The sequence below is a fragment of the Xanthomonas sp. A1809 genome (assembly GCF_017746015.1).
Taxonomy (GTDB): Bacteria; Pseudomonadota; Gammaproteobacteria; order Xanthomonadales; family Xanthomonadaceae; genus Xanthomonas; species Xanthomonas euvesicatoria.
This window is the reverse complement of the sequence record NZ_JAGHWZ010000005.1, coordinates 739,619-755,027: the sequence shown is the minus strand read 5'-3', so window position 1 is coordinate 755,027 and position 15,409 is coordinate 739,619. Positions and strand designations below refer to the sequence as shown.

At 65.7% G+C, this 15,409-nt stretch carries 12 protein-coding genes; 8 read left to right on the top strand and 4 right to left on the bottom strand.

Annotated features, from left to right (window positions below; all coding sequences use genetic code 11):
* Window positions 1-218 precede the first annotated feature (218 nt).
* Entirely contained in the window at window positions 219-740 is a 522-nt protein-coding gene (locus tag J7396_RS09505; RefSeq protein WP_011348430.1) for an SgcJ/EcaC family oxidoreductase, read from the bottom strand.
* Between the two features lie 457 nt (window positions 741-1,197).
* Here J7396_RS09505 and gap point away from each other — a divergent pair, with 457 nt between their 5' ends.
* The 8 genes from gap (at window position 1,198) to J7396_RS09465 (ending at window position 12,687) form a co-directional block, all read left to right on the top strand.
* Window positions 1,198-2,199 (top strand): type I glyceraldehyde-3-phosphate dehydrogenase, encoded by a 1,002-nt coding sequence (gene gap / locus J7396_RS09500; protein ID WP_003490161.1) that lies wholly within the window; start codon window positions 1,198-1,200, stop codon window positions 2,197-2,199.
* A 209-nt stretch (window positions 2,200-2,408) separates the two neighbouring features.
* Complete coding sequence (locus J7396_RS09495) at window positions 2,409-2,879, top strand: hypothetical protein (RefSeq protein ID WP_014090934.1); 471 nt, start codon at window positions 2,409-2,411, stop codon at window positions 2,877-2,879.
* Between the two features lie 195 nt (window positions 2,880-3,074).
* Entirely contained in the window at window positions 3,075-5,906 is a 2,832-nt protein-coding gene (locus J7396_RS09490) for a DUF2339 domain-containing protein (protein WP_209261420.1), read from the top strand.
* On the top strand, window positions 5,903-7,261 hold the full coding sequence (locus J7396_RS09485; protein ID WP_029820163.1) for a DUF3999 domain-containing protein: 1,359 nt from the start codon (window positions 5,903-5,905) through the stop codon (window positions 7,259-7,261). The genes J7396_RS09490 and J7396_RS09485 overlap by 4 nt, the downstream gene beginning before the upstream one ends.
* A 316-nt stretch (window positions 7,262-7,577) precedes the next feature.
* The gene (locus J7396_RS09480) at window positions 7,578-8,753 is read left to right on the top strand and encodes a phosphoglycerate kinase (RefSeq protein ID WP_008574672.1); all 1,176 of its coding nucleotides are present in this window, start codon (window positions 7,578-7,580) and stop codon (window positions 8,751-8,753) included.
* Window positions 8,750-9,394, top strand: a complete 645-nt coding sequence (locus J7396_RS09475; RefSeq protein WP_209261354.1) for an HAD family hydrolase — start codon at window positions 8,750-8,752, stop codon at window positions 9,392-9,394. Before J7396_RS09480 ends, J7396_RS09475 begins: the two co-directional genes overlap by 4 nt.
* A gap of 258 nt (window positions 9,395-9,652) precedes the next feature.
* Window positions 9,653-11,119: a pyruvate kinase gene (pyk, locus tag J7396_RS09470; RefSeq protein ID WP_011348424.1), complete on the top strand. Its 1,467-nt coding sequence runs from the start codon at window positions 9,653-9,655 to the stop codon at window positions 11,117-11,119.
* 563 nt (window positions 11,120-11,682) lie between these two features.
* Window positions 11,683-12,687 (top strand): class I fructose-bisphosphate aldolase, encoded by a 1,005-nt coding sequence (locus J7396_RS09465; RefSeq protein ID WP_003487259.1) that lies wholly within the window; start codon window positions 11,683-11,685, stop codon window positions 12,685-12,687.
* A 215-nt stretch (window positions 12,688-12,902) separates the two neighbouring features.
* Here J7396_RS09465 and J7396_RS09460 read toward each other — a convergent pair whose 3' ends face one another.
* From J7396_RS09460 to cysK, 3 genes are all read right to left on the bottom strand, one after another.
* Entirely contained in the window at window positions 12,903-13,442 is a 540-nt protein-coding gene (locus J7396_RS09460) for an O-acetyl-ADP-ribose deacetylase (RefSeq protein ID WP_008574675.1), read from the bottom strand.
* A 196-nt stretch (window positions 13,443-13,638) separates the two neighbouring features.
* Window positions 13,639-14,145 (bottom strand): isoprenylcysteine carboxylmethyltransferase family protein, encoded by a 507-nt coding sequence (locus J7396_RS09455; protein ID WP_065627662.1) that lies wholly within the window; start codon window positions 14,143-14,145, stop codon window positions 13,639-13,641.
* 297 nt (window positions 14,146-14,442) lie between these two features.
* Complete coding sequence (gene cysK, locus J7396_RS09450) at window positions 14,443-15,402, bottom strand: cysteine synthase A (protein WP_011348421.1); 960 nt, start codon at window positions 15,400-15,402, stop codon at window positions 14,443-14,445.
* Window positions 15,403-15,409 lie beyond the last annotated feature (7 nt).

The window sequence follows — 15,409 nt, the reverse complement described above, 5'->3', positions numbered from 1 at the left end:
GATCAATTTGGCCGTGCGCCCAGGTGTGCGAGCCTGCAATGGCTGTTGCCACACCCTGCGCGGAAGACGGCGTTGCGCGCCGTGCTGGGGCTCGCAGCGCGCATCGCACGCGTGGCATCGTGCGATGCGCTTGGCACAGCTGTCGGCGGCGGGAGGGACGCCGACGGTTGCGTGCGCAGTGGCGTCGACAGCGATCGATCGCCGGTGCGATGTACCGCTTACTTGACCTTGGCGACCTTGGCGACCTTGGGTGCATCCACTTCCGGCATCGCCGAGCTGTGGTGGTTGATGATCAGCCACTTGCCGTCGCGCTTTTCGTATACGAAGGTGTAGCGGGCCTGCACGTTGCTCTTGTTGCCGTGCTTGTCGGTTAGCGTGAAGGTGTACACGCCGGCATCCACGGCGCTGTCGTCATCGAGCACGCGCACGGTGCGGTAATTGACCACGCCCTGCGGCTTCTTGGTCAGGAACATCGCGAAGTAGTTTTCGATCTGCTCGCGCGAGGCGCGCACTTCGTTGGAGACCGTCGGCAGCAGCACGCCGTCCGGTGCGTACAGGTCGGCCACCTTGTGCGGGTTGCCCGTGGCCAACGCCGCGTTCCAGGTGTCAAACAGCGCAGCGACTTCGCGTTCTTCGCCGCCGGCCGGCAGCTTGGCCTTGTCGGTGTAATGCATCACGCCGCCAGCCAGCGCCGGGGTGGCAGCCAGAGCCAGAACCAGAGAGAAGAGGGTGCGACGCATGGGAAATCTCCGTGTGATTGATGGGGGGTGCCTCAGCGGGCAGGGCCAGTATCGAAATCCACGGGGTGCCGAAATTCTGCTGTTCGGCATAGCATTGAATATGCTCTTCAGCGTATCCGATTATTCCTTAAGTGATTGAAATGTTTGGGCGTGTGACCGTTTTATCGTGCCCAATGCATGTCGCTTGATGCGACCGGCATGGGTGCATCCGGACGCCGTCGGTCATCGATGCCGTGGCGCGCGGATCGGCCGCTCACGCGCGTTCCCGCAGGGACCGAGCGCAGTTGCGGCCCGGTGGCTCACCAGGCGACGCACAGAGCACTGGCGAACCGCCAACCAATCCCGAATGCCCATTCCCAATCCCGGCCCACAACAACACGGCTGCAGACAGTGACGCTGCTAGAATGACAGCCCCTTTCCATCCGCCGCGCTGTCGCGGTCGCAGGAGCTAGTGAACATGGCAATCAAGGTTGGCATCAACGGATTCGGTCGCATCGGACGCAACGTGCTGCGCTCTGCGGTGCAGAACTTCGCCAATGACATCGAGATCGTGGCCATCAATGACCTGCTCGAGCCCGACTACCTGGCCTACATGCTGCAGTACGACTCGGTGCATGGCCGCTTCAAGGCCGACGTCTCGGTCGACGGCAATACGCTGATCGTCAACGGCAAGAAGATCCGCCTGACCCAGGAGCGCGACCCGGCCAACCTCAAGTGGGATGCCGTCGGCGCCGACGTGGTGATCGAGTCCACCGGCCTGTTCCTGACCAAGGAAACCGCTCAGAAGCACATCGATGCAGGCGCCAAGAAAGTGATCCTGTCGGCGCCGTCCAAGGACGACACCCCGATGTTCGTCTATGGCGTCAACGACAAGACCTACAAAGGCGAAGCGATCATCTCCAACGCCTCGTGCACCACCAACTGCCTGGCGCCGCTCGCCAAGGTGATCAACGACAAGTGGGGCATCAAGCGCGGCCTGATGACCACCGTGCATGCGGCCACTGCGACGCAGAAGACCGTGGACGGCCCGTCCAACAAGGATTGGCGCGGCGGCCGCGGCATCCTGGAGAACATCATTCCGTCCTCCACCGGCGCGGCCAAGGCCGTGGGCGTGGTGATCCCCGAGCTCAACAAGAAGCTCACCGGCATGAGCTTTCGCGTGCCGACCTCCGACGTTTCGGTGGTCGACCTCACTGTCGAACTGGAAAAGCCGGCGACCTACGCCGAAATCTGCGCCGAAGTGAAGGCACAGAGCGAAGGCGCACTGAAGGGTGTGCTGGGGTATACCGAAGACAAGGTCGTGGCCACCGATTTCCGCGGCGAAACCTGCACCTCGGTGTTCGACGCCGACGCTGGCATCGCGCTGGACTCCACCTTCGTCAAGCTGGTGTCCTGGTACGACAACGAGTGGGGCTACTCCAACAAGTGCCTGGAGATGGTGCGCGTTGTCGCCAAGTAAGTTTCTGGCGCAGTGATGAAACAGGCCCCGGCATGCCGGGGCTTTTTCATTTGTAAGCGATGGATGTTGCGTTTCTTGCACTGCAACGCCTTCGGCGGCTGACCGGAAGTGGACTTTGCTGGACTCACGTGCGCTAATTTGCACGCACGGCGGCCGTTCCCGTGTCGTGTACGAAGGATCGGGGAACTCCATGGATCGAGAGAAGAGTGATGAATAAGTTTTTGGCAAGCGCCCTGGCGCTGAGCGTGGTAGTTGCGTGTTCCGTGCCGTCGACCAGCTGGGCTGCAAAAAAGCAGACCGGGACGCCGGCCTGGATGAATGCCGATGGTGAGGTGATCAAGTCGTCCGATGTCGAGGCGGGCTACGGCGAGACCGTCAAGGGCATCAACGATTACGAGGGCGAGATCACCGGCAAGCCGGCGCCTGGCAGCAAGTTCACCCAATTGAAAATCGGTATGCCGATGAAGCAGGTCACCGACCTGATTGGTCAGCCGGATGACCAGGGTGCTTACGTGACCGGCAAGGCATTTATCCCGTTTTTCTTCGGTGGCGACCGCTACCGTTATGAAATGGCCTACAAGGGCCAGGGACGCCTGGTGTTCGCGGGCAAGTCGATGGGGACCGGCGGCAACCTGATCTGGATCATCCATAACAAGAACGACAGCGGTTACCGCGAATAATCGTTCAAAGCGCCCGGTTTTCCGGGCGTTTTCTTGTGTGAAGCATCCACGCAAGCACGCGTGCGACTGCAGCTTGCCGACGCTCCATCCGTCGTCTGAGCGAGAGGCTGGCTGCCCAGCCGTAGCCCGAGGCTGTATGGTGCGCGCATTCGGCTGGACGCCGGCTCGGGGATTGCTGCGTTGGAAACGATAATCGTGTTGGTGGCCCTGGTGCTGCTCGCCGTGCCGGTGGGTGTGGTGATCGCGCTGGTGTGGATGGCTGGGCTGCGGAGACGGGTGGCGGCGCTGGAGCAGCGGCTTGCGCAGTGGCAGCGCAGTGGTGCCGGGCCTGCGGATGCGCCAGCGCAAGCACCCGCGGACGCGCAGGGCAGGGCATGGGAACGACCGGGCGAGGCGTCCGCTGTCGGCACTGGTCCGGGCTCCATTGCCGACGGCGATCTACCTGGGTACCGCACCTCCGATGCAGCGCGTCAGGCCGTTGGCTGGCAGGCGCCGGGCGCGGACCACGACGCGGTTGGCGTGTCTGCCTCGGCGGTGCCGCCACCGTTGCCGGCGCAGGCACCCGCAGAGGCGATGGCGCACAGTGCGATCGCGGGGTCGGAACGTCCCAGCCCGCAAGCTCAGGCGACGCGCGCCGAGCCGGCGCAGCCGCAATCCGCACAATCGCAACCACCCCAGCCTCCGGCCGCGCCCAGCGCCATCGCGCGCGCGGCCAGCGCCTTGAAGCGTTGGTTCACCCAGGGCAATGTGCCGGTCAAGGTCGGCATGCTGGTGTTGTTGGCCGGCGTTGCGTCGCTGTTGAAGTACGCCAGCGACCAGGGCTGGATGCGCATGCCGATCGAGCTGCGCTTGGCCGGCATCAGCGTCCTGGCATTGGCCGGTCTGATCTTCGGTTGGAAACAGCGCGCGCAGCGGCCGGGCTTTGCGTTGGCGTTGCAGGGCGGCGCCATCGGCGGCTTGTTGTTGACGGTGTTCGCGGCCTTCAAGTTGTACGGCTTGCTCGATGCCGGAACGGCACTGGGCATCAGCGTGGTGCTGATCGCAGGCATGTGCGTGCTGGCGGTGCTGCAGGATTCGCGCACGTTGGCGGTGCTGGGCGTGCTGGCCGGTTTTCTTGCGCCGATCTGGCTGTCTACCGGCAGCGGCAATCATGTCGCGCTGTTTTCGTACTACGCCGTACTCAACGCCGGCATCGTGGCGATTGCATGGACACGCCCGTGGCGCGTGCTGAACCTGCTGGGGTTTGCTTTCACCTTCGGCATCGGCACCGTGTGGGGGGCGCTGCAGTACTCCCCGGCCAAATTCGCCACGACCGAGCCGTTCCTGTTGCTGTTTTTCGCCATGTACGTGGCGATTCCGGTCCTGCATGCGCGCCGCGGCGACGGCAGTGCCGGCAGGCTCATCGATGGCAGCCTGTTGTTCGGAACGCCGCTCGTCGCCTTCGCGTTGCAGGCGCGCCTGCTTGAAGGCGATCGGCTGCCATTGGCGTTGTGCGCGGTGGCGGTGGCAGCGTTGTACGCGGGCCTGGGCAGCTGGCTGCTGCGCCGCGCGTCCACGCGCGTGCTGGGCCAGGCGCACGCGATGCTGGCGGTCGGGTTCGCAACCCTGGCCGTACCGCTGGCGCTGTCGGCACGTGCCACTGCGAGCGTGTTTGCGCTGGAAGGCGTGGGGTTGCTGTGGCTGGGGCTTGGCCAACAACGGCGGGTCTCGCAGGTCAGCGGTGTCGCGCTGCAGGTGTTTGCGGCGGTGGGTGTCGCGTTCGGCGTGGATGCCTGGCGCTACGATGCGGTCGCGGTGGCCAACGCAACCTGCATGAGTACCGTGCTGCTGGCGCTTGCCGGCTGGGCCAGTGCCTGGTTCCTGCGCGATGCCGGGCATCGGCGGCGTGCGCTGTTGGCATATCTGTGGGGACTGGGCTGGTGGACGCTGTGCGGCGTGCACGAGATCGTGCGTTTTGCCGATCTGCGCAGCGAGCCGGATCTGCTGCTGGGCTTGGTCGCACTCAGTGTATGGCTGGCGGCCGAAGTGCATCGCCGCCGTCCTGCAGCGGCGCTGGTATGGACGGTGATGTCTGGTCTGGCGCTGGCGGCGCCATTGGCGCTGTGGCAGGGCGCAGCGCACACCCAGCCATTCGCGCATTGGGGCGCGCTGGCATGGGGTGTGTTTGCGGTGGCGGGCGCGCGTGCGCTGTGGTGCTTGCGCACGCAGCAGGGCGCTGGCGCGATGGCGGCGCAGTTCATCTGGTGGCTGCTGTGGCCGTTGGTCATCTCGTTGGGCGCGGCCTGGCTGGCCGACGCGTTCTTGCTGTCCAATGGCTGGCGTTGCGCCTTGCTGGCGGCACCGTGGTTGTTGGTGGCGACGCTGGGGCTGTTGCGTTGGCCATGGCTGGCCTGGCCGCAGGGAACCGGCTTCGACCCTGCACGCAACGCGTTGCTGAGTTGCGTGTTCGCGGTACTGGGACTCGGCTGGCTGCTCGCATTGCTGGATCCGGTGAGCGCCGCCCCGTTGCCATGGTTGCCGTTGCTCAATCCCGCCGAGCTGGCGCAATTGGCGGTCCTGGCCTTGCTTGCGCGCTGGGCCTGGTCGGCAGCTGCGCCGACAGTGCTGCAACGTTGGCGGGTGACCGCGCTGGGTGTGCTGGGTTGGGCGTTGATCACCGGCAGCACCTTGCACAGCGTGCACCACTGGGGCGGTGTGCCGTGGGATTCGGCGCTGATCGGCGCCACCTTGTCGCAGACCAGCCTCACCATTGTCTGGAGCGTACTTGGCGTGCTGGGCTGGGTGATCGGCTCGCGTCGTGGTCAACACGGGCTGTGGCTGAGCGGCGCGCTGCTGATGGGGCTGGTCCTGGCGAAGTTGGTGTTGGTCGACCGCCAGCATCTGGGCAATCTTCTCGGCATCGGCTCGTTCATGGCCTATGGCCTGTTGTGCACCGTGGTGGGCTATCTGGCGCCGGCGCCGCCGCGTGCGGTCGCGACCGAAGGTCATGCTGTCCAAGAGAACGGCGTCGAAAAGGATCAGGCATGAACACGATGCGATGGGCACTGCTGCTGATACTGATGCCGCTGCTGGCGCAGGCCGCCGATGTGCGGCAGGACTACCGCCAGCAGTGGCCGCTGCAGGTCACCGGCGCGGATGTCGGCCTCTATCAGGTGAGCTTGGATGCGGCGGTGTATCGCACCGCGCACGACGCGGCGCTGCGCGATGTCACGGTGATCGATGCGCGTGGACAAGAGCTGCCCACCGCCTGGCTGCCGATGGATGCAGCACCGGCGGCTGCGGTACGCCGTCAGCGCCTGCCCCTGTTTGCGCTGCCGGCCGGTGCCGCGCCGGCCAACGGCGACCTGCAGTTGATTGCCGAGCGCGACGCCAGTGGTGCGGTGCGCCGCCTGGAAGGTCGCTTTGCGACCGGGGCTGTCGCTGCGGGCCGCGGTGTCAGCTGGCTGATCGATGCCAGCGCGCTGCGCGATCGCCCGCGTGCGCTGGTGCTGGATTGGGAGGGCGACATGCCGGTGCAGGCCCAGGTGCGTGTGGAAGGCAGCGACGATCTGCGCGACTGGCGCGTGCTCGTCTCCAGCGCCACGGTCATGGCGCTGGACAATCAGGCGCAGCGACTGCAGCAGCGTCGTATCGCCCTGGACGATGGGGCGCGTTACTTGCGCCTGGTCACCGCATCGGGCGAGCTGCCAGCATTACGCGTGGTCGAGGCGGAGCTGGATGGCGTCGCCATGTCCACACCGCCGCAGTGGCTGGACTTGCCAGGCACCGCAAGAGATGCGGCGCTGGTGTATGCCTTGCCCGGTCGCTTTCCGATCAGCCAACTGGATGTCGGCGGCAGTCAGGCCGAGGCGGTCGAGTGGATCGTGGCAAGTCGCGATAGCGACGATGCGCCGTGGCTGCAACGTGCCGGCCCCTGGTTGGCGTATCGACTGGGCCAGGGCACGGCAGCCGCGTCGCCGCCGCAACTGCTGACTGCCCCCGTGCGCGATCGCCAATGGCGGTTGGTCGCCGCCCAGGGGCGCAGCACCGCCGTGCCGACGCTGCGCGTCGGGTACCAACCGGAGCGGTTGATGTTTCTCGCCCAGGGCCAGCCGCCATATGCGCTGGTCGCCGGCAGTGCGCGTGCGCAGCGCACCGACGCACCACTGGGCGCAATGCTGCAGGCACTGCGGCGCGAACGCGGCGCACGGTGGCAGCCGGCGCAGGCCCGCCTGGCTGCGCAGGCACAGCCGCTGGCGGGGGATGCCGCGTTGCAACCGGCCGCCGCGCCGCGCGACTGGAAGCGTTGGCTGCTGTGGGGTCTGTTGGTCGGTGGCGCCTTGCTGGTCGGCGGTTTCGCGGTGAGCCTGTTGCGTAGCGCATCGGCCAATCGCAACGGCTGATCGCGCCCGCTTCGCATGGCGGTTTGCCGCTGCGGCGCGAAGGTCGGACAATGGGCGTCCCCCGTGACCAAGGCAGCCGTATTGCCCGTCGTGTTCGACCAAGCATCCCGCGCCTTGCCAGCCGTCCTGGCGGCCTGGCGCGTGGTGGGTAACCGGCGCTGCGCGGTCCACATGCGGGCGCAACGAAGGCGCGATGGCGACCCACAGCCGGTTGCCGCTAAGGCAAAGCGCTCACAATGTTTGCACCGGCGCCTCTGCTGGGTGCGTCTGCATGTCCATTCCCATTCCCCCTCCCTAGACCGAACGAGCTGAGCCCATGTCCATTGTCCGCATGACCGACCTCGATCTCTCCGGCAAGCGCGTGCTGATCCGCCAGGATCTCAACGTGCCGATCGACAACGGCCAGATCACCTCCGAACAGCGCATCACCGCCTCGGTGCCCACCATCAAGCTGGCGCTGGAAAAAGGCGCGGCCGTGATGGTGACCTCGCACCTGGGCCGCCCCAAGGAAGGCAGCTGGACCGAAGAAGATTCGCTGGCGCCGGTGGCCACGCGCCTGGCCGCGTTGCTGGGCGTGGACGTGCCGCTGGTGCGCGACTGGGTCGACGGCGTGGACGTCGCGCCGGGCCAGGTGGTGCTGCTGGAAAACTGCCGCATGAATGTCGGCGAGGGCAAGGACGATGAGACGCTGGCGCGCAAGTACGCCGCGTTGTGCGACGTGTTCGTGATGGATGCCTTCGGCACCGCGCACCGTGCGCAGGCCTCCACGCATGGCGTGATCCGCTTCGCGCCGGTCGCCGCAGGCGGCCCGCTGTTGATGGCCGAACTCGACGCCCTGGCCAAGGCGCTGGACAACCCGGCCAAGCCCCTGCTGGCGATCGTGGCCGGCAGCAAGGTCTCGACCAAGTTGGAGTTGCTGTCCAACCTGGTCAACAAGGTCGACCAACTGATCGTCGGCGGCGGCATCGCCAACACCTTCATCGCCGCGGCCGGGCATGCCGTGGGCAAGTCGTTGAACGAGCCGGACTTGATCCCGACCGCCAACCAGATCGTGGCCGATGCCAAGGCGCGTGGCGCCGAGATTCCGCTGCCCACCGATGTGGTCGTTGCCAAGCAGTTCCTGCCCGATGCGCAGGCCAGCGTGAAGTCGCTGGACGCGGTCGACGCGGACGATCTGATCCTGGATATCGGCCCGCACACCGCGCAGCGCTACGCCGAGCTGATCGCCAGTGCCGGTACCGTGGTGTGGAACGGGCCGGTGGGCGTCTTCGAATTCGAGTCCTTCAGCCACGGCACCGAAACGCTGGCGCGCGCGATCGCCAGTTCCAAGGCGTTCTCGATCGCCGGCGGTGGCGACACCCTGGCCGCAGTGGACAAATACGACATCGCCCAGGACGTCACCTACATTTCCACGGGTGGCGGTGCGTTCCTGGAGTTTCTGGAAGGCAAGACCTTGCCGGCGGTGGCCGCACTCCAGGCCCGCGGTCAGTGAGTGCAGCCACGCTGTTTTTCGATCTGGACGGCACGCTGGTCGATTCGGAGCCAGGCATCGTTGCCAGCATCGTGCACGCCTTCGACGAACTCGGCCAGCCGCGTCCGTCGGCGCAGACCTTGCGCGCCTGGATCGGCCCGCCGTTGCGCGACAGCTTCACCGAGTGTTTTCCGGACGATCCGGAGTTGGTGCAGCGCGCGCTCGGGCTCTACCGCGCACGCTACGACGCGGTAGGCTGGACCGAACTCAGCGTGTTCGACGGCATCGGCGAGGTTGTCACCGGCCTGCAGCGCGCCGATCATCGTCTGGCCGTGGTGACCTCGAAGAATGAGCGCTACGCGCGGCGCATCGTCGAGCATCTGCCCTTCGGCGCGTGCTTCGAAGAGGTGATCGGTGCCAGCGAAGACGGCGAACGTCGCTTCAAGCCGGACCTCATTGCCGAAGCGCTGCGCCGTTTGCAGATCGACAAGGCCGGCTGCGTGATGATCGGTGACCGGCGCATGGATATCGATGGCGCCAATCACCACGGCATCCACAGCATTGGCGTGTTGTGGGGCTTCGGCGACGAGGGCGAATTGCGCGCCGCCGGTGCCGGTGCGCTGGCACGCACGCCGGCTGAACTGGCGGCGTTGCTTCAGTGATGGGCAGTGCGCGTCGGCCGTTGCGTTCGCTTGGTCGCCGCGCCTGCAGTTGCGGTTCGCAGCGCGCAGAACACTCTTCACCGTCGCCGGGTTAGGGTGGCGACCGTTCGCATTGCTCATGGCAGCGCGGGCGCAGGCGTACGTACTGTCCCGCACTGTCTATAAGACATGCCGGAATCGGAGGAAGGCTATGCCGCAATGCCATCCTCGGTACGTGACGTGTGTGTTAAGTTTCGCGGCTTTTACAGGGAGGCCATCATGAAAGAACGTCAACGCCGCACCAAGATCCTCGCCACCCTCGGACCGGCAACGGATGCGCCCGGTGTGCTGGATACGCTGTTCAAGGCGGGCGTCAACGTGGTGCGCCTCAACTTCAGCCATGGCGACCCCTCTGGCCAGGCCAAGCGCGCCGCCGAAGTACGTGCCGCTGCAGCCCGCGTCGGTGCCGAGGTCGGCATCCTGGCCGACTTGCCGGGCCCGAAGATCCGTATCGAACGGTTTGCCGAAGGCAAGATCAAGCTGACCATGGGCGATCGCTTCGACCTGGTGGCCGATGCCAACGCGCCGGCTGGCGACCAGACGCAGGTTGGCGTCAGCTATCTGGGGCTGCCGCAGGACGTCACCGCCGGCGACGTGCTGCTGCTCGACGATGGTCTGATGCAGTTGCAGGTGACCGATGTGCAGGGCGAGCGCATCGTCACCAAGGTGTTGAACGATGGCGTGCTGTCCGACCGCAAGGGCCTCAACAAGCAGGGCGGTGGTCTGTCGCTGGGCGCATTGACCGAGCGCGACAAGGAACTGATCGGCATCGTGGCCAAGATCGGCGTGGACTTCATTGCGGTGTCGTTCTGTCGCAATGCGCAGGACATGCACGACGCGCGTCAGATCGCCCAGCAGCACGGCTGCGATGCGCAACTGGTGTCCAAGATCGAGCGCACCGAGGCGATCGAAAACCTGGTCGAGATCGTCGAAGCCTCCGATGTGGTGATGGTGGCGCGTGGCGACCTGGGCGTTGAGATCGGTGACGCTGAATTGCCCGGCCTGCAGAAGAAGATCATTCGCGAATCGCTGGCGCAGAACAAAGTGGTGATCACTGCCACGCAGATGCTGCAGTCGATGGTCGAAAGCCCGATCCCCACCCGCGCCGAAGTACTGGACGTGGCCAACGCGGTCATCGACGGTACCGATGCGGTGATGCTCTCGGCCGAGACCGCCGCCGGCGCCTATCCGGTGCGTGCGGTGGAAGCGATGGCGCGCATCTGCCTGGGGGCCGAACACCAGTTCGAATTCGACACCGACTTCGAAGCGGCGCAACGCAACCTGCAGCGCGCCGACCAGGCGATTGCGATGGCAACCATGTTCCTGTCCGAGCACATCGGCCTGGGCGGCGTGGTGGCGTTGACCGAATCCGGCGGCACGCCGCGCTTCCTGTCGCGCTTCCGCTCCAATATGCCGATCTACGCCTTCACCCGTCACGATGGCGCGCGCCGCCAGATGGCCATGATGCGTGGCGTGTTCCCGATCAGCTTCGACAGCCGCGGCCTGACCCCGCGCGAAGCCGCACGTGCGGCGATCCGTCTGCTGGTGGAGAACGAGCGCATGGGGCCTGGCGACCGCGTGGTGTTCACCAGTGGCGAGCACATGGAAACCCACGGCGCCACCAATACGCTGCGTTTGCTGGAAGTGGGCGAAGACGGTCGCGCCACCGGGCTGGGCGAGCTCTAACGCCTGTGGACTGCATCCGGCGCATGACCTGAGCCGGAACAGAGGCGACACACGACGGCGGCCCCAGGGCCGCCGTCGTGCTGTGTGGCGACCTGGCCGCTGGACGCGCACCCGGTCGTGGCCGGATCGTTGGTCAACGGCCGGATCCGGCAGGTACCCGGTCCCCACCACATCGCACGCGCGCTGCCGCAACGGTGCTGGTCATGGCGGAACAAGACGCTGTCTACGATGTAACGCACGTCGCAGGCGCAGCGCTATTGCGACGGACGAAGCAGCGACGCGGCCAACCCTCAAAAATGCCGGCTGACTCACGCATGGCTCCATATCAACGCGCCAGCGCAGTCATTGCCAGCCATGCATCACGGCACCGCAAGCGCCGCGCCGCGCACCATGCTCAGCTTTCCCGATTCCCGATTCCCGATTCCCGATTCCCGCGATGCGAGCATCACCACACATCCTGTCACGCAGATCACGTGTAATCGGTTGCAGGCATTCCGTGAAGGAATGTGTACGACTTTCGTCGCTATACTTTCGTTCTCCCCCGCAGCTGCCACAGGAACTACATGAGCATCGAACAGCTTGCCGAAACCGCCCAGGCGATGGTCGCCCCGGGTAAGGGCATCATCGCCATCGACGAATCGACCAGTACGATCGCCAAGCGTTTTGCCAGCGTCGGCATCGAGAACATCGAAGAGAACCGTCGCGCCTACCGCGAACTGTTGCTGACCACGCCCAAGCTGAGCGACTACATCTCCGGCGCCATCCTGTTCGACGAGACCATCCGTCAGAAGACCAAGGATGGCGTGCCGTTCGCCGAGTACATGACCGCCCACGGCATCATCCCGGGCATCAAGGTCGACAAGGGCGCGCAGCCGCTGGCTGGCATGCCGGGCGAACTGGTCACCGAAGGCCTGGACGGCCTGCGTGCACGGCTGGAGGAGTACTACACGCTGGGTGCGCGCTTCGCCAAGTGGCGTGCGGTCATCAACATCGGCGAAGACATTCCGTCCGGCACCTGCATCGAGGCCAACTCGCATGCGTTGGCGCGCTACGCAGCGCTGTGCCAGGAACAAGGCCTGGTGCCGATGGTCGAGCCGGAAGTGATCATGGACGGCAGCCACGACATCGAAACCTGCTACGAAGTCACCGAAGCCACGCTGCGCTCGCTGTTCGGCGCGCTGTATGAGCAGAACGTCGTGCTGGAAGGCACCATCCTGAAGGCGTCGATGGTCATCTCCGGCAAGAGCTGCGAAGAGCAGGCCAGCATCGAAGAGGTAGCCGAGTCCACCGTGATGTGCCTGAAGTCCACCGTGCCGGCGATCCTGCCGGGCATCGTGTTCCTGTCCGGCGGCCAGACCGACGAGCAGTCCACCGCCCACCTCAACGAAATGCACCAGCTCGGCAATCTGCCCTGGCCGTTGAGCTTCTCCTACGGCCGCGCCATGCAGCAGGCCGCGCTGAAGCTGTGGGCCAAGGACATGACCGGCAACTTCGCCAAGGCGCAGCAGGTCATCTACGAGCGCGCCAAGGAAAACGGCCTGGCCGCGCTGGGTAAGTGGAAGGGTTGATCGATTGATGGCGGCTGCAAGGCCGCCGCATCGATGAAACAAACACGCCGGCAGCGATGCCGGCGTTTTTTGTTTGCCGCATCCACAGGTGCGCTTCGATGCCGCGCGAAAAACGCAAAGGGCGCCTTTCGGCGCCCTTTGCTCCAATCGGAATCGCTCAATGGCTTGCGCAATCCAGCCGGGCGATGCGGCAGGCCGCCAACGTCAATCCGATCTCAGGCCGCCGCAGTTTCCTGGGTGGCCAGCGCCTGCTGGTAGGCCTTGTAGGTCGCCTCGTTGTAGGCCACCAAGACAATGTGCTTGGGCACCTTGTGCGAGCGCTGCCAATCGCGCGTTTCGGTCACGGCGATGCGCGCTGCCTGATACAGCGGATAGCCGTAGATGCCGCAGCTGATCGCCGGGAACGCGATCGAGTGCAGCATCATCTGTTCGGCGAGTTTCAGCGATTGCCAATAGCAGTTGGCCAGCTGTTCGGGTTCGTTGTGCTTGCCGTCGCGCCACACCGGGCCGACGGTATGAAAGACATGGCGGGCCTTCAAATTGAAACCGTCGGTGATGCGGATTTCGCCGGTGGGGCAACGCACGCCCGGGCGCACCTGCGGCAACGCTTCGCAGGCTTCCAGCAAGCGCGGGCCGGCGGCACGGTGGATGGCGCCATCGACGCCACCACCGCCGAGCAGTGATTCGTTGGCGGCGTTGACGATGACGTCAACGTCGAGTTCGGTGATGTCGCCTTGCCAGACTTCGATTCTCATAGCGCGATAATTATGCGAATTGCATGATGGGCGCGTGATGGGGAGCACGCTGCGGAATCCGCACGCTATCGGCCATTCATCTCATCTGCTGCGACTGTCCGACGGGGTGGAATGTATGCCGCCCCGCGACACCTTGTCGCTGCCTCGGGGCGATCGGCAACAACCTTCGCCACGCACGAGGCGATGCATGTCGGGTCTACAACCAGCGGCGGACACGCGCGCAGTAATCGTTGTAGTGGCGGCCGAATTCGGCGCGCAGCCGCGCCTCTTCGAACGGAATGACATAGCGCTGCAGCGCAAGCCACGGCAGCGGCACCAACACAACCGCCCACAGCAAGCCGAGTTGCAGGCACAGGCCGACGTAGCTCAGCACCAAGGCCAGGTACATCGGGTTGCGGGTGACGCGATACGGGCCGTCCAGCACCAGGCGCGAGGGATGGCCGCTGGGCATGATGGTGGTGCGCCGACGCGCAAACAGCACGAAGCAGCTCACCGCCAACCCCAGGCCGAGACAGGCGATGCCGCCGCCAGCCAATTCGATCCAGGCCAGCGGCGCGGGAGGAGGGAGAGGCAGGTCCAGCGCCTCTTGCAACCACGCGCCCAGCCCCAGGGCGAGCGCAAAGTGGACCGGGGAGGTCATTTTTACCAGCCATGGCGCCCGTGCGGCACGGGTCTCGCTGTGTCCATACGGCTGGTTGCTCACACATCTCTCCCTACATTACGGCCGCCATCCTAACGTTTCCTTGACATGGGCGGGAGTGCGGGCGTCCCGACATCCGGAAAACCGGGCGGATGCTGCGCCCAGCGCGAGGCGTGCCGGGCACGTGTCACGCCTGGTCTCGGCAATACCGCGTGCGCCTTCACCTCGGGGCGGTCACGGATCGTGGGCACGACGTGGCCGCCGCGACGCCGCGTCTTTCGGCGCAAGTGCACTGTTCGGCCGGGGCCAAAAAAAGCCGCGCATTGCGCGGCTTCGGGCCTGGTCATCGACTGCGCCCGATCAGGGCAGTCCGGCCAGCCAGTCGTCGTCGGAGCCTTCGTTGATGTCGGCAAAGAGCGGGGTCGAGAAGTAGCGTTCTCCGGTGTCCGGCAGCATCGCCAGGATGACGGCGCCAGACGCGGCGCCTTCTGCCACGCGCAGCGCGGTGGCGACGGTGGCACCGCCGGAGATGCCGGTGAAGATGCCTTCTTCGGCGGCCAGGCGCCGCGCGACGGTGATGGCGTCGGTGTCTTCCACGCTCAGGACCTGGTGGGCGGCCTCGCGGTTGAGCACCTCGGGCACGAAGTCCGGCGTCCAGCCCTGAATCTTGTGCGGCTTCCAGTCCTGGCCTTGCAGCAGGGCGGCGCCAGCCGGCTCCGAGGCGGTGATGCGCACTTCCGGTCGCGCAACGCGCAGGACCTCGCCCACGCCGGTGAGGGTGCCGCCGGTGCCCCAGCCGGTGACGAAATGATCCAGCCGGTGGCCGGCGAAGTCACGCAGGATTTCGGCAGCGGTGGTGTTGCGGTGGTAGGCCGGGTTGGCCGGATTGGCGAACTGGCTGGCCAGGAACCAGCCGTGCTGTTCGGCCAGTTCCTTGGCTTTGCGCACCATGCCGCTGCCGCGCTCGGCAGCCGGGGTCAGGATGACCTTGGCGCCGTAGGCACGCATCAGCTTGCGGCGTTCGATGGAGAAGGTTTCCACCATGGTGGCGACGAATTTGTAGCCGCGCGCTGCGGCCACCATCGCCAGTGCCACGCCGGTGTTGCCGGAGGTGGCTTCGACGATGGTGTCGCCGGGCTTGAGCAGGCCGCGTTGTTCGGCGTCGAGGATGATCGCCAGCGCCAGCCGGTCCTTGACCGAGCCGCCGGGATTGAACGATTCGACCTTGACGTACAAGGTCACGTTGTCCGGGGCGAGGCGTTGGAGCTTGACCACCGGGGTGCGGCCGATGGTGTCGAGAATGTTGTCGTACAGGGCCATGGGGTCT